General features: G+C 65.8%; 21 protein-coding genes. All 21 read right to left on the bottom strand.

The features are described from left to right. Nucleotides 1-8 precede the first annotated feature (8 nt). Nucleotides 9-299 carry a HypC/HybG/HupF family hydrogenase formation chaperone gene (locus ACQR1B_RS21180; RefSeq protein ID WP_434833490.1) on the bottom strand — a complete coding sequence of 97 codons (291 nt, stop codon included), beginning with the start codon at nt 297-299 and terminating at the stop codon, nt 9-11. A 28-nt stretch (nt 300-327) separates the two neighbouring features. Then, nucleotides 328-915 carry a HyaD/HybD family hydrogenase maturation endopeptidase gene (locus ACQR1B_RS21175; RefSeq protein ID WP_434833489.1) on the bottom strand — a complete coding sequence of 196 codons (588 nt, stop codon included), beginning with the start codon at nt 913-915 and terminating at the stop codon, nt 328-330. 12 nt (nt 916-927) lie between these two features. Further along, nucleotides 928-1,671 (bottom strand): Ni/Fe-hydrogenase, b-type cytochrome subunit, encoded by a 744-nt coding sequence (gene cybH / locus ACQR1B_RS21170; protein WP_434833488.1) that lies wholly within the window; start codon nt 1,669-1,671, stop codon nt 928-930. 13 nt (nt 1,672-1,684) lie between these two features. Beyond that, nucleotides 1,685-3,475 (bottom strand): nickel-dependent hydrogenase large subunit, encoded by a 1,791-nt coding sequence (locus ACQR1B_RS21165; RefSeq protein ID WP_434833487.1) that lies wholly within the window; start codon nt 3,473-3,475, stop codon nt 1,685-1,687. A 21-nt stretch (nt 3,476-3,496) separates the two neighbouring features. Next, nucleotides 3,497-4,588, bottom strand: a complete 1,092-nt coding sequence (locus ACQR1B_RS21160; protein WP_434833486.1) for a hydrogenase small subunit — start codon at nt 4,586-4,588, stop codon at nt 3,497-3,499. Between the two features lie 236 nt (nt 4,589-4,824). After that, nucleotides 4,825-6,261 carry a nickel-dependent hydrogenase large subunit gene (locus tag ACQR1B_RS21155; RefSeq protein ID WP_434833485.1) on the bottom strand — a complete coding sequence of 479 codons (1,437 nt, stop codon included), beginning with the start codon at nt 6,259-6,261 and terminating at the stop codon, nt 4,825-4,827. Further along, nucleotides 6,258-7,274 (bottom strand): HupU protein, encoded by a 1,017-nt coding sequence (locus ACQR1B_RS21150; RefSeq protein ID WP_434833484.1) that lies wholly within the window; start codon nt 7,272-7,274, stop codon nt 6,258-6,260. The genes ACQR1B_RS21155 and ACQR1B_RS21150 overlap by 4 nt, the downstream gene beginning before the upstream one ends. Before the next feature lie 15 nt (nt 7,275-7,289). Beyond that, nucleotides 7,290-8,405, bottom strand: a complete 1,116-nt coding sequence (locus tag ACQR1B_RS21145; protein WP_434833611.1) for a HoxN/HupN/NixA family nickel/cobalt transporter — start codon at nt 8,403-8,405, stop codon at nt 7,290-7,292. Nucleotides 8,406-8,574: 169 nt separating this feature from the next. Continuing rightward, nucleotides 8,575-9,912, bottom strand: coding sequence for a trypsin-like serine protease (locus ACQR1B_RS21140; RefSeq protein ID WP_434833483.1), 1,338 nt, complete (start codon nt 9,910-9,912; stop codon nt 8,575-8,577). Nucleotides 9,913-9,963: 51 nt separating this feature from the next. Beyond that, nucleotides 9,964-10,671, bottom strand: coding sequence for a phosphate regulon transcriptional regulator PhoB (gene phoB, locus ACQR1B_RS21135; protein WP_015668923.1), 708 nt, complete (start codon nt 10,669-10,671; stop codon nt 9,964-9,966). Between the two features lie 16 nt (nt 10,672-10,687). After that, entirely contained in the window at nt 10,688-11,404 is a 717-nt protein-coding gene (gene phoU, locus ACQR1B_RS21130; protein WP_434833482.1) for a phosphate signaling complex protein PhoU, read from the bottom strand. Nucleotides 11,405-11,437: 33 nt separating this feature from the next. Then, nucleotides 11,438-12,259 carry a phosphate ABC transporter ATP-binding protein PstB gene (gene pstB / locus ACQR1B_RS21125; protein WP_434833481.1) on the bottom strand — a complete coding sequence of 274 codons (822 nt, stop codon included), beginning with the start codon at nt 12,257-12,259 and terminating at the stop codon, nt 11,438-11,440. Beyond that, complete coding sequence (pstA, locus tag ACQR1B_RS21120) at nt 12,256-13,131, bottom strand: phosphate ABC transporter permease PstA (protein WP_434833480.1); 876 nt, start codon at nt 13,129-13,131, stop codon at nt 12,256-12,258. The genes pstB and pstA overlap by 4 nt, the downstream gene beginning before the upstream one ends. Nucleotides 13,132-13,135: 4 nt before the next feature. Continuing rightward, nucleotides 13,136-14,131: a phosphate ABC transporter permease subunit PstC gene (pstC, locus tag ACQR1B_RS21115; RefSeq protein WP_434833479.1), complete on the bottom strand. Its 996-nt coding sequence runs from the start codon at nt 14,129-14,131 to the stop codon at nt 13,136-13,138. Nucleotides 14,132-14,226: 95 nt separating this feature from the next. Next, on the bottom strand, nt 14,227-15,237 hold the full coding sequence (gene pstS, locus ACQR1B_RS21110; protein ID WP_434833478.1) for a phosphate ABC transporter substrate-binding protein PstS: 1,011 nt from the start codon (nt 15,235-15,237) through the stop codon (nt 14,227-14,229). A 1,094-nt stretch (nt 15,238-16,331) separates the two neighbouring features. Then, entirely contained in the window at nt 16,332-16,655 is a 324-nt protein-coding gene (locus ACQR1B_RS21105; protein WP_434833477.1) for a hypothetical protein, read from the bottom strand. A gap of 195 nt (nt 16,656-16,850) precedes the next feature. Next, a complete protein-coding gene (locus ACQR1B_RS21100; RefSeq protein ID WP_434833476.1) occupies nt 16,851-17,039 on the bottom strand; it encodes a hypothetical protein in 189 nt (62 codons plus the stop codon). 38 nt (nt 17,040-17,077) lie between these two features. Then, a complete protein-coding gene (locus ACQR1B_RS21095; protein ID WP_434833475.1) occupies nt 17,078-17,311 on the bottom strand; it encodes a type II toxin-antitoxin system HicB family antitoxin in 234 nt (77 codons plus the stop codon). Continuing rightward, nucleotides 17,308-17,907, bottom strand: a complete 600-nt coding sequence (locus ACQR1B_RS21090; protein ID WP_434833474.1) for a hypothetical protein — start codon at nt 17,905-17,907, stop codon at nt 17,308-17,310. Before ACQR1B_RS21090 ends, ACQR1B_RS21095 begins: the two co-directional genes overlap by 4 nt. 168 nt (nt 17,908-18,075) lie before the next feature. Further along, on the bottom strand, nt 18,076-18,516 hold the full coding sequence (locus tag ACQR1B_RS21085; RefSeq protein WP_434833473.1) for a hypothetical protein: 441 nt from the start codon (nt 18,514-18,516) through the stop codon (nt 18,076-18,078). 178 nt (nt 18,517-18,694) lie between these two features. Continuing rightward, a complete protein-coding gene (locus tag ACQR1B_RS21080; RefSeq protein ID WP_434833472.1) occupies nt 18,695-19,024 on the bottom strand; it encodes a hypothetical protein in 330 nt (109 codons plus the stop codon). Nucleotides 19,025-19,083: the final 59 nt, after the last annotated feature.

Below are 19,083 nucleotides of genomic sequence, written 5' to 3'. Positions count from 1 at the left end.
GCAGCCCGCTACCGCAGATGCTCCGGCAACTCCGGCTCGCGACCGATCAGGTCGGCAAAGAAGTCGTCGCAATTCTCGCCATTGATCGCGGCCCGCAGGCCGCGCAGGGCCTCGCCGATCAGCCGCGCTTCCTCATCGTCGAGCAACCGCACCGCGTTGTCGATATAGACCAGCACCTTCGCACCGACCGGCGGGTTCGACAACAACAGCACCGAGACACGCCGCTCCCCGCCGTCGAAGCTGCACAGCGCCGAGACGCCATCGGTCTCCACGATCGTCATCGGCACGCCCAGGCACATGGCGGAACTCCCCTGCAGCGGCCGGCGGCTATTCGGCCGCGCGCGCCCGCGTCTCATAGCTGTGATGGTCGATGTCGTTGGCGAGCAGCCGCGCGTCGCCGGCAAGCGGCTCGGGTCGCGGCACGGCCGCTGCGCCCCACTCCGCCAGCAGCGCGCGGGCCAGCTCGATGGCCGGCTCGATCTGCGCGCGCACCGGCTCGGTCAGCGGCCCGCCCCAATCCTCGAGGTCGAGCGGCTGGCAGCCGATCAGCGCGAGCCGTTGCGGATAGCGGCCGAGCAGATCGGCCGCGCTCAACACTTCCTGGAAGCCGGTCTGATGCAGGCTCATCTTCTTGGCGCCGGTGAAGCGCGGCACCTCGTCGTCCCGGACGAGCTTGAGCTCGCCCGGCACGAGGCCGTAGTCGATGGCGTCGAACACGATCAGACCATCAGCCTCCTCGACATAGTTGACGAGGTAGAGCCCCTGCGTGCCACCGTCGAGGATCGTGACGTTGTCGGGCACGGTGAAGCGGCGGTGGAATTCCTCCACCACCCGCACGCCGAAGCCTTCGTCCGCCCACAGAATGTTGCCGATCCCGAGCACCAGGATGCGGTCGCGCCCGCTCTCATCGACCATGCCGGCCCCCTGTCAGTCGCGGAACTGCCGCTCGCCCGAGATCATCGAAGAGATGATGCTCTGGCGTGACATGATGTCTTCGCGAATGGCGGCATAGACATGCACCATCACGAAGGTGACCAGCGCCCACATCCCGAGATGATGCCAGGTGTGAACGTCCTGGCTGTTCGGCCAGATCGAAAACACCCAGCCGAACATCTTGTGCTGCCAGCTGTCGATCCCCGTGCCTTCCGAATAGAGCGCAAAGCCGGTGACGATCATGAAGGAGACGAACAGTGTGAAGCCGGTGAACATCGCCGTCTGCGCCAGCGGATTGTGGCCGACATACATCTTCGGCTCACGCTCCAGAAAGGCGTACCAGCGGATCTCGTGCAGCACTTCCTTCCAGAACTGCTTGCGATGCACCGGAATGTAGAAGATCTGCCGGGAGTGATGGTTGCCGACGAAAGCCCAGAGAATGCGGGCGAGGAAGAACACCGCCAGCACCTGCCCGGCTGCGAAATGGGTAAAGCGGATGTACCCCATCACGAAATTCGCCGACGCCTCTCCCGACACCGTCGGAAGCGGCGAGCCAATCAGATAGCCGGTCACCATCAGAACGATGATCGCGAACGCGTTGATCCAGTGGCAGATGCGCACCGGCGCTTCGTACACATAGACCGTGGGCCGGCCGACCGCATGCTCGCCGGCCGCATCGGCCGCGATCGCGGCGAGGTTCGGCTCGGACTCCGCGGGACGTGCAATGGCATCCATCATGGTGCGTCTCCCACTACCTGACCTTGACCGTCGCCAGTTCCTGGCCATCCGGACTCATGACGTGCGTCGAGCACGCCAGGCACGGATCGAAGGAATGGATCGTGCGCAGGATCTCCAGCGGCTGCTCGGGATTGGCCATCGGGGTGTTCATCAGCGACGCCTCGAATGCGCCGATGTTGCCCTGCGGATCGCGCGGCGAACCGTTCCAGGTCGTCGGCACGACGCATTGGTAGTTGTCGATCTTGGTGTCCTTGATCTTGATCCAGTGCGCGAGCGCGCCGCGCGGCGCCTCGGTGAAGCCGACGCCCTTGGCCTCCTTCGGCCAGCTCTCCGGCTTCCATTTGTCGACATTCGCCGTCGAGCTGTCGCCCGCCTTGATGTTGGCGATGAGCTTGTCCTGGAAGTAGCGCATCTGGCGTCCCGCCCACACCGATTCCAGCGCGCGCGCCGCGGTGCGGCCGAGCGTCGAGAACAGCGCGGTCAGAGGCAGGTCGAGATCCTTGAGGAACTTGTCGACGGGATCCTTGAACTCCGCCTTGTTCTGCGCATAGCCGACCACCCAGCGCGCCAGCGGACCGACCTCCATGGCGTGGCCGCGCCAGCGCGGCGCCTTGATCCAGGAATATTTGCCGCCCTCGTCGAGCTCCTTGATGTCGGTCTTGGTGCCCTTGGCATTGGGCCCGAGCACGTAGTTCGGCTCGGTGACACCGTCCCAGGGATGCAGCCCCTTGGTCTCGTCGGGATATTTGTACCAGGAATGAACGACGAATTCCTGGATCTCGTCCGGATTGGCGTGATCAACCGGAAACACCTCGGACAGATTGCCGTTGATGATGGCGCCCCGCGGCAGCTTCAGGCTCTTCGACGAATAGTCGTTGGCATGCTCGGGCACGTCGCCATAGGCCAGCACGCTCTTGCCGGACAGGCCGCCGCCATACAGCCAGTCCTTGTAGAACGAGCCGATCGCTGCGACGTCGGGCAGATAGACCAGCTCGTTGAACTCGATCAGGCGGTCGATGATCGAAGAGACGAGGTTCAGCCGCTCGATGTTGATGGCGCCGACCGCTCCGGTGCCGTCGATGTTGATCGGACACGGCACGCCGCCCACGAGCCAGTTCGGATGCGGGTTCTTGCCGCCGAAGATGGTGTGGATCTTGACGATCTCCTTCTGGAAATCGAGCGCCTCGAGATAATGCGCCACCGCCATCAGATTGGCTTCGGGCGGCAGCTTGTAGGCCTTGCTGCCCCAATAACCATTCTTGAACGGGCCGAGCTGACCGGACTCGACGAACTTCTTGAGCCGGGTCTGGAGATCGCGGAAATAGCCCGGCGACGACAGCGGCCAGCTCGATATCGACTGCGCCAAGGTCGACGTCGCCTTCGGATCGGCCGAGAGCGCCGACACCACGTCGACCCAGTCGAGCGCATGCAGATGATAGAAGTGCACGACGTGATCATGCACTTGCAGCGCAAGCTGCATCAGGTTGCGGATCGAGTTGGCATTCTCCGGAATGGTGATGCCGAGCGCGTTCTCGACGGCGCGGACCGATGTAAGCGCATGCGTTCCGGTGCAGACGCCGCAGATCCGCTCGGTGAACGCCCAGGCGTCGCGCGGATCGCGGTTCCTGAGGATCACCTCGATGCCGCGCCACATCGTGCCGGTGGAGACGGCGTTTCGGATGACGTTATCGGCGTCGACGTTGACCTCGACCCGCATGTGTCCCTCGATGCGGGTGACCGGATCGACGACGATGCGCTTGCCGGAATTGTCGAGATTGAAGCCGTTGGGGGTCTGGATGCCCATCGTTACCTGCCCTGAATGCGATTAATGATCTTGCTTGGCGTCGTCGCGCTTGCCGGCGAGCCGCTTCACGGCCGTGACCGCGGCGTGCGCTGCCACCGCTGCGCCCACGGTCCCCGCCGCCACCATGCCGACCTCGTCGGCATTGCGCTCGATACCGAACTGCTTGATCGTGGTGAGTCGGTCGTAGAACGAGCCCTTGTCCCAGAAGCCGTCCTCCGAGCAGCCGATGCAGCCATGGCCGGACTGGATCGGGAACGACACGCCGCCGTTCCAGCGCACCGTCGAACAGGCGTTGTAGGTGGTCGGCCCCTTGCAGCCCATCTTGTAGAGGCAGTAGCCCTTGCGCGCGGCCTCGTCGTCCCACTCCTCGACGAACTGGCCGGCGTCGAAATGCGGGCGGCGATAGCACTTGTCGTGGATGCGCTGCGAATAGAACATCTTCGGCCGCCCCTGGCGGTCGAGCTCGGGAAGCTTGCCGAAAGTGGTGATGAAGGTGACGACGCCGGTCATGACTTCCGCGATCGGCGGGCAGCCCGGCACCTTGATGATCGGCTTGTTGGTGATGACCTTGTCGATCGGCGTGGCTTGCGTCGGATTCGGCTTCGCCGCCTGCACGCAGCCCCAGGACGCGCAGGCGCCCCAGGCGATGATCGCCATTGCATCCTCGGCCATCATCTTCAGCTTTTCGACGAACGGCTTGCCGCCGTCGATGCAGAACATGCCGCCTTCGTTGAGCGGCGGATTGCCTTCGACCGCGAGGATGTATTGCCCCTTGTACTTCGCGCGCGTCTCTTCGAGGATGGCCTCGGCCTGATGGCCGGCCGCCGCCATGATCGTATCGTCGTAGTCGAGCGAGATCATCGACAGCACGGCATCCTTCACCAGCGGGTGGGCCGAGCGGATGAAGCTCTCCGAGCAGCAGGTGCATTCGAGCCCGTGCATCCAGATGACGGGCGTGCGCGGCTTGGTTTCGAGCGCGTTGGCGATCCGGCTGGCCGCGAGCGGCCCGAGGCCGAGGCTCGTCGCGGTGAGGCTGCAGAACTTGTGAAAGCTGCGCCGCGTGATGCCCTGGCGCCTGATCACATTGTAGAAGGTTTCCGTTGCCGCGCCCATGAGTCCTCCCCTGATTTCGCGTTGGCGATCCTTGTGATCGCGATCCGGCGAGAGAGGACAGCAAGATGCGGGCCAGCAGTCAGCGCTGGATTTGAATCATAATGATTCCAGATGCTTGACGACGGGAAGACGTAGCGACGCGACATCGTGAGACGACCTGCGCGCAGCAATCGGAAATTACGCGCTTTGCACCCGACAAGCTTGTTTCCGCCTGCCGCCTGCTTGTTGCGCTGCGCTCAATGCGCAGTGCACACCATGCAGGGATCGAACGATCTGACGACGTGCTGGATGCCGACGGCGCGGGCACCGGCATCGCCGACCTCGGTGCCGACCAGCGCCTGCTCGAGCGGGCCTGCCACGCCGTCCGAGTCGCGTGGGGAGAAATTCCAGCTGGTCGGCGCGATGATCTGGTAGCGCTCGATGCGGCCGGAGCGCACCGATAGCCAATGGCCGAGGCTGCCGCGCGCCGCCTCGACCCGCCCGACGAAGTTGCCGTCCGCCACCTCACCGCCGGTCTCGCAGAACGGCTCGTTGAGGCGCAGCACCTTGACCCAGCCTTCGATCGACAGCGCGAGCTGCGCCGTCTCGATCAGCCGCGCGATCACGCGGTTACGGACGTTGCTGCCATCGGACAGCAACGCGGTGATCAGCTTCTGACCATCGACGGCCTGTCTTGCCAGTGCGCCGACCTCGACCGGCTGTCCGGCGAGCCGCGGCGCCTTGCACCAGCTGTAGGCGTCCGCCTTGTCGGCGTCCGGCACCGTGCGGCTCTCGGCCGGACTACGCGACGTCTCGCGCATCCAGGCATGCGAGACATCCTCCGTGATCCGCTCCGCCGGCAAGGCCTCGATCTCTCCGCCGCTCGCGCGAATGCCGGCCCGAAAACGCGCGCCATCCGAATCGTGATAGGCGCCGAAGCTCATCAACGGCCCCGGTCCCTTGCCGAGGCCGGCGAGCGAGAGCGCATCGGCGAGTCGAAGGAAATGCGCAAAGTCGCCGTCGCGGCCCTCGCGCCAGCGATCGAGCTCATCCGGCGTCGTCAGCGCGAGCACGTTCTCGAGCCTGTCGGCAAACACCACGCGTTCAAGGAAGCCGCGAAACGACGCCGCGATCGCATTGAGGCGCACGCGCTCGCCGAGCTCGATGGCGCGCGTCGTTCCGCCCGGCTGGAAGGCGAGACTGTGCGGCCATTTTCCGGCGATCAGGCCCATGATCTCCAGCAGCCGCGCCCGCGCCGGCAACGCCTCGCGCGCAGCGGATCCCTTGGTCGCCGTGAAGCGTTCGGCCGCAGCACCATGCCAGGCGTGGGCGGCGTAGGACTCGCGGGCGAAGTCCGGCATGAAGAAGATGTAGAAATGCGTCAGATGATCGGCGGCGTTTTCTGCCGCGTGCGCGATGTTGGTTGCGAGGATGCCGTTGGGCATGGCAGTGACGGCCATGGCCTGACGCAGGGCCGCCGCGGCGGCGATCGACTGCGACACCGAGCAGATGCCGCAGATGCGCGGTGCGATCACCAGCGCGTCGAGCGGCGGCCGTCCTTCGAGGATCTGCTCGAAGCCGCGATAGAGCGGCGCCGTCACCTCGGCGCGCGCGACGCGGCCGCTCTCGATGTCCAGCCGGACCTCGAGATCCCCCTCGACGCGATTGAACGGGCCGACCGTGATCCGCGTCATGAGCGGCGCTTGTCGCCCGAGCGGCTCGGCGGCACCACGACGTGATCGGCCGTCGCGTTGATGCGCACGCGGCGCGGCGTCGCCGATTTGGACAGCGCCGCGAGCGCCACGAACCAGGCCTTCGGCATATCGCTTGGAAGTCCCACCGGAATGCCGGCGAGCTTCGCCGTTTCCAGATAGTTGTGCGCGCTCTCGAAGCCCGGCGAGGTGCAGGCGATGCAGGCATAACCGCCCTTGGTGCAGGAGCCGCCGCCGTTCCAGGAACGCTGATTGCAGTCGCCGACCGCCTGCGTCGCGCGGCAGCCGAGATGCTCCATCAGGCAGCCGCGCTCCGACATCGTCTCCGCGCTCGCCTTGAACTCGTAGAACTCGTTGCGCGAGCAGCCGTGGTGGGCGAGGTGATTGGCGATGAAAGTCGGACGGCCGACCGCGTCGAGGCCGCCTGCGGTCAGATCGCCCGCCGTGAGCGCCAGCAGGCTTTCCATGATCCAGCCGGGATGCGGCGCGCATCCGGCGACATTGATCACCGGCAGTCCGCGTCTGGAGCGAAACCCTGCACCGAGCGCGCCGCCTGCGTCGCTGCCCTCGAACTGCAGGCCCACCGCATCGGTCGGATTGATGCCGGCCGCGGGAATGCCGCCATAGGCCGCGCAGCTGCCGACGGCGACGACGTAGTCGGCCAGCGGCGCCAGATCGAGCAGCCAGTGATAGATCGAGCGGTTGGTGCCCGCGAGCATGTTGAAGCGGCCGCTCGCGCCGGGCCCGCGTGCCACCGAGCCTTCGAGCACCAGCAAGTCGAGCCGCTCGCGACCATCGCGGATCGCGTCCAGCAATTCCACGACCTCGTCGCCGGTCTCTTCGCTGACGGACGGGTGCCAGATCAAGTCGATGCCGGATTGGCGCAGCTCGTCGAACCAGCCGGAGTCGCCGCTTTCCAGGATCGACATGGTGCAGCCGCCGCAGCTCGCGCCCTGCAGCCACAACATCCGGGTCATTCCCTCCGAGCCGGCCATCGTGCGGTCCCGCTGCTAGTCCGGCCTGTGTATCCGGCCGTGTACCGTCGGGTTTAGCGCCCCTGCGCAAGCGCTGGCAAGCGGTTCGCCCGGCGCGGCCTCGGAACCGCGCGGGCGGCGGCCGAACAGCACGGCAACGGCCCAGATCAGTCCGAGCAGGCCGATCGCGACGATCCCGAGATGGCCGAGCTCGTCACCCAGCGCCGTCGCGACATCGGCCCAACCACCCGTGAGGCCAAACCGCGGCGCCAGCAGCGTGAAGGCCTCGACACCGCCGATCACCAGCGCAATCGCCACGGATGCCCCCGTGATCACCAGATTATACCGCCGCTTGCGCCCGGGATCGGTGAGCGCCCAGCGATAGGCGCCGACCATCAGCATGCTGTCTGCGGTATCGACGGTGGCCATCGCCGCCGCGAACAGCGCCGGGAAGACCAGCACATGCGCGAGGCTGGCGCCGCGCGCCGCTTCGGTCGCCGACAGGCTCAGAAGGCCGATCTCGCTGGCGGTATCGAAGCCGAGGCCGAACAGGAACCCGAGCGGATACATGTGCCAGGCACGTCCAACCAGGCGCAGCACCGGCCGGAGGACACGAATGAGGATGCCGCGCCCGGCGCTTGCCGCGTCGTCCGGCGCGGACTGCGGGTGCGGGCGGCGCCAGAGGTTGACGAACAGGACCAGATTGGCGACGGCGATCAGCAGCAGGAAGCCCGCCGAGACCGAGGTGCCGATGGTCCCGCCGATCGCGCGGATCATGCTGTCTTCATTCAACAGGTCGGCACCGGCGACGAGGCTCACCACGATCGTGGCGATGACGACGACGCTGGAGTGGCCGAGCGCGAAGTAGAGACCCGCGGCGCGCGCCGCGCCGCCGTCCTGCACCAGCTTGCGCACCACGTTGTCGATCGCCGCGATGTGGTCGGCGTCGACCGCATGGCGCAGCCCGAGCAGCCAGGCCAGCATCGCGGTGCCGACGATGGCGGGGCGGTCGGCGTAGAGCGCGAAGGCCCAGACCCAGGCGAGCGCGTTGGCGAGCACCAGGCCCGCCACGAGCACGGCGTTCCGTCGACCTGCCGATCCGAGCCAGGCTGTGCGCGCCGGGTGAGGATGATCAATTTGGACAATCGTCATACTCACGCAGGAGAGCAAGACCCGCGCCAAATGGCAAGCCCTGCGTCACGAGAGCCAAAGTCCCCGCGAATCAAGTCATCAGGGACGCGGTCGCCTGGATCGGTCTCCTCGCTTGGCAATCCGCTATCCGGTCACGCTCACACAATGACCAGCGGTGCTCCCTCCTCCCTCACCGCGTCGACGCGCTCTGCGCCGCGATCTCGCGCCGCACGGTCGCCTCGAACTGGCTGGCGGGCGCGGCGAACATCAGCCGAGTCTCCTCTTGAAAGGCCGAGAAGACGCCGACCACGGCCGGCTCGCCGCCGACTTCGGCCAGGATCGGCGAGCCCGAATAGCCGAAATTCGCCAAGCAGTGCACGGTCAGCAATCGGGCATCTCTGGTCATGCCGGCACTGCAATTGCGCTGGCCGGTCGGCGAATAACGCCGCTCCTGGCCGTAGCCGATCTCGGAGATAGTGCCGGCCTTCGTTGCTGCCGCGAGTTCGTCGCGCGTCAGGGCCTTGACCGCGACCGGCTTCGACGGCAGGGCGTCCTTGAGGATGATCAGCGCCCAATCGGCCGGCGAGCGGTCGATCGTCCACTTCTCGTGCAGGGTCGGCACAAAGTCCGGCGCGACGATCAGCTTGTCGGCCACCGACACCGCCGCCGGCGTGCCCTTGTTCATGCCGGCGAGAAAGCGGACGTTGCCGGGATTGACCGGCGCGAGACCATTGAACATGCAATGCGCCGCGGTCAGCACCACGCGCGGCGCGACCAGCGTTCCGGTGCACGAACCTCCGGTGCTGAACTGCGCCACGGTCACCGCGCCGATCGACGATGCCGGCCAGGAGGTCGGATCCACCATCTCGCCGATGTGCCGGTCGAGCCCGAGCAACTCGCCAGGCTTGGGCGTGGCGATGCCGGTGTCCGCCGATTCGAGCTTCGGCTTCCAGTTCGCGATGATGGTCTCCGCCTGCAGGCGCTGCGCTTCACTCAGCTTGACCCGCTGCACGTCGCGGCTCGCCGAGCGAACGCCGTTGCGGCCGGCCATGACCAGCCAGGCATACCCCTGCACGACGTCCTGCGGTGCGCCGCGGCCGTCGAGAGAGATCAGACCCATCATGTATTGCGATTGCGCAAAACCCTGCGCCGCTGCGCGGGCGAACCAGCGCGCCGCCTCGCCGGCATCGGAGGCGACGCCCGCGCCGTTGACATAGGCGATGCCGAGATAGTGCTGTGCGACCGCAAGCCCCTGATCCGCAGCCTTGCGATACCAGCCCAGCGCCTCGGCCTGGTTGCGCGTCTGTCCCCAGCCGAACTCCGACATGAAGCCGAGATCGAACTGCGCCCGCGCATCGCCTTTTTTCGCCAGCGGCGTGAGCCGGCGCAACGCTGCGGCATGATCGCCATTGCCTGCAGCCGCGACCGCTTCGTCGAGCTCGCCGGCCGTGGCCGCCGCCGCGAAGGCGAACAACACGCCAAGAAGAATGATGACCGTCCTGAACATTGCGTCCGCCAGAGCCTTCATGATGCGGGCGTCATCCGACATCGTCAAGACGGCAGCGGCATGGCGGACAACTCAGGCCTGCTCGGACTTGGCGAAGCGGTCGTCGAGCGCATAGCCGGCGCCGCGCACGGTGCGGATCGGGTCCTGCTCGCGGCCGGGGTTGAGCAGCTTGCGCAGACGGCCGATGTGGACGTCGACGGTGCGCTCGTCGATGTAGATGTCACGGCCCCAGACGCTGTCGAGCAACTGCTCGCGGCTGAACACGCGGCCCGGATGCTCCAGGAAGAATTCGAGCAGGCGATATTCGGTCGGGCCGAGATCGATCGGCCGGCCGGAGCGGGCCACGCGGCGCTTCTCGCGGTCGAGCTCGATGTCGCCATAGGACAACACCGTCGCCAGCCGCTCCGGGCTCGCCCGCCGCAGCAGGCCCTTCACCCGCGCCAGCAGCTCCGGCACCGAGAACGGCTTGACGATGTAGTCGTCGGCGCCGGTGGCAAGCCCGCGCACGCGCTCGCTCTCCTCGCCGCGCGCGGTCAGCATGATGATCGGCAGCTGCCTGGTCTCGGAGCGCGCGCGCAGGCGGCGGCACAGCTCGATCCCCGAGAGCCCCGGCAGCATCCAGTCGAGCACGACGAGATCGGGAACGCGCTCCTTCAGCCGCGTGTCGGCCTCATCGCCGCGCGCCACGGTCTCGACCTCATAGCCTTCGGCTTCGAGGTTGTAGCGCAGCAGCGTCGTCAGCGCCTCCTCGTCCTCAACCACCAGAATTCGCGCGCCCATATCTGAACCGTTTCTCTCAGTTACCGGGGATCGTGGCCGCGAAGCTGGTCATGTCGCCCTTCGGGCGCTTGTCCATGATCTGCTGGCCCTCGATCATGTAGAACACCGTCTCGGCGATGTTGGTGGCGTGGTCGCCGATCCGCTCGATGTTCTTGGCGCAGAACATCAGATGGATGCAGAACGAGATGTTGCGCGGATCCTCCATCATGTAGGTGAGGAGTTCGCGGAACAGCGAAGTGCAGATGGCGTCGACCTCCTCGTCGCCCTTCCACACCGTCATCGCCGCCGGCAGATCATGCGCGGCATAGGCATCGAGCACCGTCTTGACCTGCGACTGCACGAGGTCGGTCATGTGCTCGAGGCCGCGGATCAGCTTCAGCGGGTGGAAGTCGCTCTCCAGCGCCGCGACCCGCTTGCCGATGTTCTTGGCGAGGTCGCCGATGCGCTCCAGATCGGTGGCGACGCGCATCGCGCCGACGATCTCGCGCAGGTCGACCGCCATCGGCTGGCGGCGGGCAATCGTGAGCACCGCGCGCTCCTCGATGAGGCGCTGCAGCTTGTCGACCTCGACGTCCGCAGCGACCACCTTCTGGCCGAGCGCCACGTCGCGCCGCACCAGCGCATCGACGGAATCGACGATCAGCCGCTCCGCAAGACCGCCCATCTCCGACACCAGCCGGGTGAGGTCCTGCAGATCGCTGTCGAACGCCTTGGCGGTATGTTCACTGGCCATGATGATCTCCTGAAGGCAATGATGCTGTCGGCGTCAGCCGAACCGGCCGGTGATGTAGTCCTGGGTCCGCCGATCGCTCGGCGAGGTGAAGATCTTGCTGGTGTCGTCGAACTCGATCAGCTCGCCGAGATACATGAAGGCGGTCTTGTCGGAGACGCGCGCCGCCTGCTGCATGTTATGGGTGACGATCGCGATCGTATAGTTCTCGGCCAGCTCCTGGATCAGCTCCTCGACCTTGGCGGTCGAGATCGGGTCGAGCGCCGAGCACGGCTCGTCGAACAGGATGACCTCGGGCCGCACCGCCACAGTGCGGGCGATGCACAGCCGCTGCTGCTGGCCGCCGGACAGCGACAGGCCGGAGGCGTTGAGCTTGTCCTTGACCTCGTTCCACAGCGCGCCGCCGCGCAGCGCCTTCTCGACGCGGTCGTCCATCTCGGACTTGGAGATCTTCTCATAGAGGCGGATGCCGAAGGCGATGTTCTCGTAGATCGTCATCGGGAACGGCGTCGGTTTCTGGAACACCATGCCGACGCGCGCGCGCAGCAGGTTCAGGTCGAGCTTGGGATCGAGGATGTTGGTGTTGTCCAGCATCAGCTGACCAGTGGCGCGCTGTCCCGGATAGAGGTCGTACATCCGGTTGAAGATGCGCAGCAGAGTGGACTTGCCGCAGCCCGACGGACCGATGAACGCCGTGACACGATTGGTGCCGAGCGACAAATTGATGTTCTTCAGCGCGTGATGATCGCCATAATAGAAGTTCAGGTTGCGCGCAGTCACCTTGGCCGGCGCCTCCGGCAGCGACTTGGCGGGAATGGCGGCCGTGGGGCTGCTCACGGATACGGACATGTCGGTCATTTCGAGCTCCTCTCGGCGCCGAGGATGCGCGCGCCGATGTTCAGGGCCAGCACTGTCAAAGTGATGAGAAGGGCGCCGCTCCAGGCCAGCTGCTTCCAATAGGCGTAGGGGCTCTGGACGAAGTTGTTGATGGTCACCGGCAAATTGGCCATCGTCTTGGACAGGCTCAGGCTCCAGAACTGGTTCGACAGCGCGGTGAACAGCAAGGGCGCGGTCTCGCCGGCGACGCGGGCGGTCGCCAGCAGCACGCCGGTGATGAGGCCGGAGCGCGCGGCACGGTAGGCGATCCGGCGGATCACCAGCGAGCGCGGCAGGCCGAGCGCCGAGGCCGCCTCGCGCAGCGGATTGGGCACCAGCAGCAGCATGTCCTCGGTGGTTCGAAGCACCACGGGGATGACGATGACGGCCAGCGCCAGCGCGCCCGCAATCGCCGAGAAGCCGCCCATCGGCACCACGACCGCACCATAGATGAACAGGCCGATGATGATCGAGGGCGCCGACAGCAGGATGTCGTTGATGAAGCGGATGACCGAGGTCAGCTTGTCGTTGCGGCCGTATTCGGCGAGATAAGTGCCGGCGAACAGGCCGAGCGGCGCGCCGATGCCGACACCGATGATGGTCATGATGACCGAGCCGACGATGGCGTTGCGCAGACCGCCTTCGCTGGAGCCCGGCGGCGGCGTGTCGGCGGTGAAGACCTGCAGGCTGAGGCCGGCCAGGCCGTTATAGAACAGCGTGAACAGGATCAGCGCCAGCCAGGTGACGCCGAATGCGGCGGCTGCGAAGCAGAGCACGCGAACCACGATGTCGGTGCGGCGACGGCGCGTGTAGATCGGATTGACGGGCGTGGGCTGAATGTCGACGGCAGTCATGAGCTTATTTCCCCGCCTTGGTCTCGAGCCGCATCAGCATCAGGCGGGCTGCGGCGAGCACGAAGAAGGTCAGAACGAACAGCAGGAGGCCGAGCAGGATCAGGCTCGACTGGTGCAGGCCGTCGCTCTCCTGGAATTCGGAGGCGATCGCAGCGGAGATCGTCGTACCCGGGGCGAAGATCGAGGACGAGATCCGGAACGAGTTGCCGATGATGAAGGTCACCGCCATGGTCTCGCCGAGCGCGCGGCCGAGCGCCAGCATGACGCCGCCGATGACACCCACGCGGGTATAGGGGATCACGACGCTGCGCACGACCTCCCAGGTGGTGCAGCCGACGCCGTAGGCGGCTTCCTTCAGCACCGGCGGCACCGTCTTGAAGACGTCCACGGAGATCGCCGTGATGAACGGCAGCACCATGATCGCCAGGATCAAGGAGGCGTTGAACAGGCTGAGATAGGACGGCGGACCTGCGAAGATGTCCTGTAGCACCGGGATGTTGGCGCAGAGGCTGATCATGAACGGCTGGAACGTGTAGGCCAAAAACGGGCCCAGTACGAAGAAGCCCCACATGCCGTAGATGATCGAGGGAATGCCGGCGAGCAGCTCGATGGCGATGCCGATCGGACGGCGCAGCCATTGCGGGCACAGCTCGGTGAGAAAGATCGCAACGCCGAGACCGACCGGAATGGCGATCAGCATGGCGATGAAGGACGTCACCAGCGTGCCGTAGATCGGCCCGAGCGCGCCGAGCACCGGCGGATCGGCGGAGGGCGCCCAGCGCTTGGTCAGGAGGAAGTCGAAGCCGTAGGTCTTCATCGCCGGCCACGCGCCGATGATGAGCGAAATGATGATGCCGCCGAGGATCAGCAGCACCGAGATCGCCGACAGGCGGGTGATCCAGTAGAACGTCACATCGCCGAGCCTGAACGCGCTCAGCGCGCGGGCGCGGTCATAGGGCCCTGCGGCCGACATGTCGCCGACTTCGGATTGAACCGCCATCTCAGCCAAGTCCGCCCCCTGTTTCTTGGTCACGCTTCAACCTTGAGCAAAGCCCCTCTCCCGGGACGGGAGAGGGGTATTCGGTAAGAGAGAGCTCAGCTCTTGATGTCGGCCGACCAGGTCTTCTCGATCAGCTTCACGACGCTGTCGGGCATCGGGATGTAGTCGAGCTCCTCGGCCATCTTGCCGCCCTTCTCGAACGACCACTTGAAGAACTTGATGGCCTCGGCGGACGCCGCCTTGTCGGTCGGCTCCTTGTGCATCAGGATGAAGGTCGCCGCCGTCATCGGCCAGGACTTGTCGCCCGGCTGGTTGGCGAGGATCACGTAGTAGCCGGGAGCCTTGGCCCAATCGGCGTTGCCAGCCGCGGACTGGAAGGCCTCGACGGTCGGCTGCACGGTCTTGCCGGCCTTGTTCACCATGCCGGTGTAGGTCAGCTTGTTCTGCTTGGCATAGGCGTACTCGACATAGCCGATCGAGTTCTTGGTCTGGCTGATGTTGCCCGACACGCCCTCGTTGCCCTTGGCGCCGACGCCGACCGGCCATTCGACGGCAGTGTTGAAGCCGATCTTGCTCTTCCAGTCGGCGCTCGCCTCGGAGAGATAATAGGTGAAGTTGAAGGTCGTGCCCGAACCGTCGGAGCGGCGGACGACGGCGATCGCGTCGGACGGCAGCTTGACGCTGGGGTTCAGCTTCTTGATCGCGGCGTCATCCCACTTGGTGATCTTGCCGAGATAGATGTTGGCGAGCGTCTCGCCGTCCAGCACCATCTCGCCCGGCTTCACGCCCTCGAGGTTGACGACCGGCACGATGCCGCCCATCACCATCGGCCACTGCACCAGGCCGTCCTTCTCGAGCTGCTCGGCCTTGAGCGGCGCGTCGGTGGCGCCGAAGGTCACGGTCTTGGCCTGGATCTGCTTGATGCCGCCACCGGAGCCGATCGACTGGTAGTTCAGACCGTTGCCGGTCTCCTTCTTGTAGGCGTCGGCCCACTTCGAATAGATCGGGAACGGGAACGTCGCGCCTGCGCCGGTGATGTCGGCCGCGAATGCCGACGTCGATGCGGCGACCAAGCCGGCAGCGACGAGTGCTTTGACGAAATTCATAGCTGGTCTCCATGCTCGGGAAGCGAAGCGCCAAATGCGCCCGATCGCGCTTCCCCGGCCGCTTTAAGGGGCCTCGGTGCCGCTTTTATAAAGGTTCGATGACAGTCGGATGACAGTCACAAGCCGTTGATAATGATTGATATTTTTGAATCTTCCCGAAAGTTTACGGGTCCACCGACACGTTGCCGCAGGTCGCCGCACCTCGCCCTTGTGCGAGCGTTGCTCACCCGGCGAAAGACCATCATTGCCGGCATCGCCCGCGACAGGCGGGCAAACCCGCATTCCAGCGGTCGCCGCGATCAACCGATGGCCGCGGCGTCCGGGATGCCCGCCGGCGCGGGCATGACGGCGGTGGATGCGGCACCGCCTGCGCCTCCAATTCAGTGTCGTCCCAGGCAAGTCCGGCAACGCGCCAGCGTTGGCGGGCACTGACCCGGGATCCATACGCCGCGGCGGATGTGGCTGGGCGGGATCGGGCGGACATGGTGCCTCGCACATCTCCCTGGGGGTATGGGTCCCGGGTCGGCGCTGATGCGGCGCTCGCGCGCCGCTTTGGCTTGCCCGGGACGACAGTGAGGGTTTGGATGGGATCTTCGTCATCGAGACACGCTCTCACGGTCCCGCGGCAGGTGATGCCCGGGTGATGCAGCAGTCGTGTCCCTCTTGAAATACGAGAGGGCGCGAGGAAGGCCGGACCTCGACTGAGGCCCGTGGCCCGCCTGCTCAAAAGAATGCAGGCGGCAGGTACCACAGGTCCAGCCGGACGACCCGGCCTTCCCCGCGCGATCGTTTTACGGGGTCCTTCGTGCTCTCCCTGGGGATCGGCGTTCTTGCCCCCATCGCCCGCGCGAGCCGTCACAGCATCACTCGACAGCATCACTCGCGAACTTGACCTCAGCGTCGAGAGGCCAGGACCACACGACTTCGCCGTCCGCGCCGACTGCGCTCGTCTGGCACAGCCGTCACGTCCATCGCAGCCCACCTCCACGTATCGTGACGACGCGTACGTCCCTCTGCACGAGGCGGGTTGCAGGGAGAAGAACATGATTTCCGAAAAATAGCAAGCGATTTTTCTTTCAGCGAACACCCCCCTGTCAGCCGATCTGCGTCTGGCCGGCCCTGTCCTTCAGGATCTCGCGCGCCGCGACCGCGATGCGCTGGCACAGAGACAGCGCGGTCTCGCGGTCCCTGACATGGAAGATCTCGTCGCTGATCAGTCGGTCATCGAGCCAGGCGCGAAACGCCTGCTCGCTGTCCGGCGTGAACGTGCCCTCCTCGCAGATGAAGCCGCTCAACGGACCTTCGATCACGTAGTCGGAATCATCGGGATGCTGCGACGGCCGCGCGCATTGCGCCCAGATGCAGCCGGTCTCGTCGACGAAGGCGAGAACGCCGTCGTCGCGCTGTTCTAATCGCATCTTCAAATTCCCCACGCAGTTCCACGCAGTTATATAGAAGCGAACTCTCTCCGCGTCATTGCGAGCGCAGCGAAGCAATCCAGAGTCCCGCCCACGCCCCTGGATTGCTTCACTGCGCTCGCAATGACGGAGGAGAGATCGTGGATGTTACTGCCAGACTCGCGGCGGGAGGAAAGGTGACCCGGGATCGCGCTCCTATCCCGGACACTTGATCTCCTTGTAGACGGCATCCGCGAACGCCTTGATGCCGGTGTTGATGCGCAGCGGCGAACTCAAGGTCTGGTAGGTGACGATGCCGCGGGTGATCGACAGCACCTTGTAGCTCTCGGCGATCCTGGTCTTGTAGCATTTGCCGACCTGAATGGCGTCCTCCGACAGTGGCATGCTCTTCCTCCTGCTGAACTCTCCGGCGTCACATCGGATCACGCCAGCGGCGCGGCGGCGTGGGATGCGCCCGGGACCGGCGGCTCGCGGTCGACGGCCTTGAGCGCATCGAGACAGGCGAACAGCGCCTGCCGTCCGTCCGCGATGGCCTCGCCGGTGGTCTCGCCAATGCCGATGACGCCGGGGAGATCGGGAAAGGTGACGAGATAGCCGCCGCCATCCTCGGCGCCGAGTTCCGTCACCGCGTAGACGTAGGTGCTCGCATCGCTCATCGCGCCGCCTCGTCCATGCCGTCGATCATCGCCACGAAGGCCCGGATGTGCGGCGGCCTGATCTTGGCCTTGAGCGGGATCGTCACGCAATGCGGAACCGAGGGATGCAGGAATACCTCGTGCGTGCCGGTGATCTTGCGAAACTTCATCGCATATTGCGAGGCGATGATCTCGAGATCGACCGGCTTCCAGTCGCCGCCGGGATTGGCGCGCAACGCTTCGAGACGATGATTGTGCGTCGGGCCCTGTTGGCTTTCCGACATTCGGCCGGAGGCCGACGCACCATTGTCGGTCCCGGCTCGGCCATCATCGGGAAGAACCAGGCGGAGAAACGCGGCGATGAAGTCGCCGACCGTGGCGTTGCGATGCGCCAGCCGCCAGTTCTGCGACAGCACGAGCTTCGTCCCATTGGCCGCGTTATGCAGCGCGACGAACTCGTCCATCATCGTCAGAACCCTGACGGCGCTGAGATTATAGGGCTCCTGCGTAAATTTGCGCTTGAGGTCGATGCGCTCCCTGCGCAGGCTGGCATTCTTGACCAGCCAGTCGACGATCGTTCCGACCCAGAACGCCTCGGTATTGACAGCCTCAGACATGTCCGTTCTCCGGACCACGCGCCGTGGCGCGCAGCCGCTGCCGGAGATCGATACAAGACCCATGCCACGGGGCCTCAACGGCGGCTCGGCGGAGGGGGCACCGGCCCGGCATGGTCCGTCTGCGCGATGGCCCGCGCAGACGGCTTCGCGTGCTCAGTCAGCCGAAGCTCACCACCAGGGGCCGCCCCACGGTCCGCCACCCCAGCCGCCATAGTAACGGCGCGCGTAATAGGGACGACCATAATAGGGCGCATAGCCGACGCCGGCATAGCCGTAGGGCCCGCCGCCATAATAATAGGGGTCGTCGTAGTAATAGGGTGCCGCCGTCGCCGCGATACCGGCGCCGAGCAATGCGCCGGCCGCGAGCGCGCCGCCACCCCAGCCCCAGCCACCGCCGCGCCAGCCTCCTCCGCCGTGCCAGCCGCCACCGTGCCACCCGCCGCCGAACCCACGGCCGCCATAGCGCACCTGCGTGGTGCTGAGCGGCGCGGCGTCGGGCCGGGCGGCGGCCGACAACGCCGTCATCGGAGCAGACATCGCCGGCGCATTCGCACCGGCCAGCAGCGCACCCGACAAGGCCAGCGCCGCCACGTAATTCAAGCTTCGCATCACTAGGACTCCTCGACAGAGATCATCACGCATGACGGCTCCCATCTGGATCGGGCGCCGATGTCCGCCGCAACAGCGACGGCTTGGAGCACGTGAGTTGCTCGAAAGCTACGAACGGCCGGTTTGCGCGCACGTTCCATGCAAAAGCGCCATCGGATGTGGGAACATCGCGTCGCGCTCAATGCCGGCCGAGATTGCTCGAGCTTCCGGAGTTGGCGTCGCCGGTGCTCGGGCTGTTGTTGTTGAGCGAGCCGGTCGCGTCCTTCGGCGCCGACCGCGTGCGGCCCGAGCCGTTGCCGGGCGTCGCGCCATCGTTGGAACCGCCCTGCCCCATGCCGGTCGTGCCCGTGTTGCTCGGCGCCGTGCCGGGTGCGGCCGTCGGCACGTTATGCGACGGTCCTGCGCTGCTGCCGCCGGTGCCGCTGCTCCCGGCCCCATTGCCTTGAACCGAGGCGAGCGTGCTCGACAATACGAGGGCGGCGGCAGATGCGATCACGATGCGTTTCATGAGGACGTCCTTCGTTGGAGAAGGACGACAAGGTCGGCCTCGACAGGACGTTCCTCAAC

This window comes from Bradyrhizobium oligotrophicum, from assembly GCF_051168495.1.
Classification (GTDB): Bacteria; Pseudomonadota; Alphaproteobacteria; order Rhizobiales; family Xanthobacteraceae; genus Bradyrhizobium; species Bradyrhizobium oligotrophicum_A.
The sequence above is the reverse complement of the archived record's forward strand: the minus strand, read 5'-3'. Positions and strand labels throughout refer to the sequence as shown.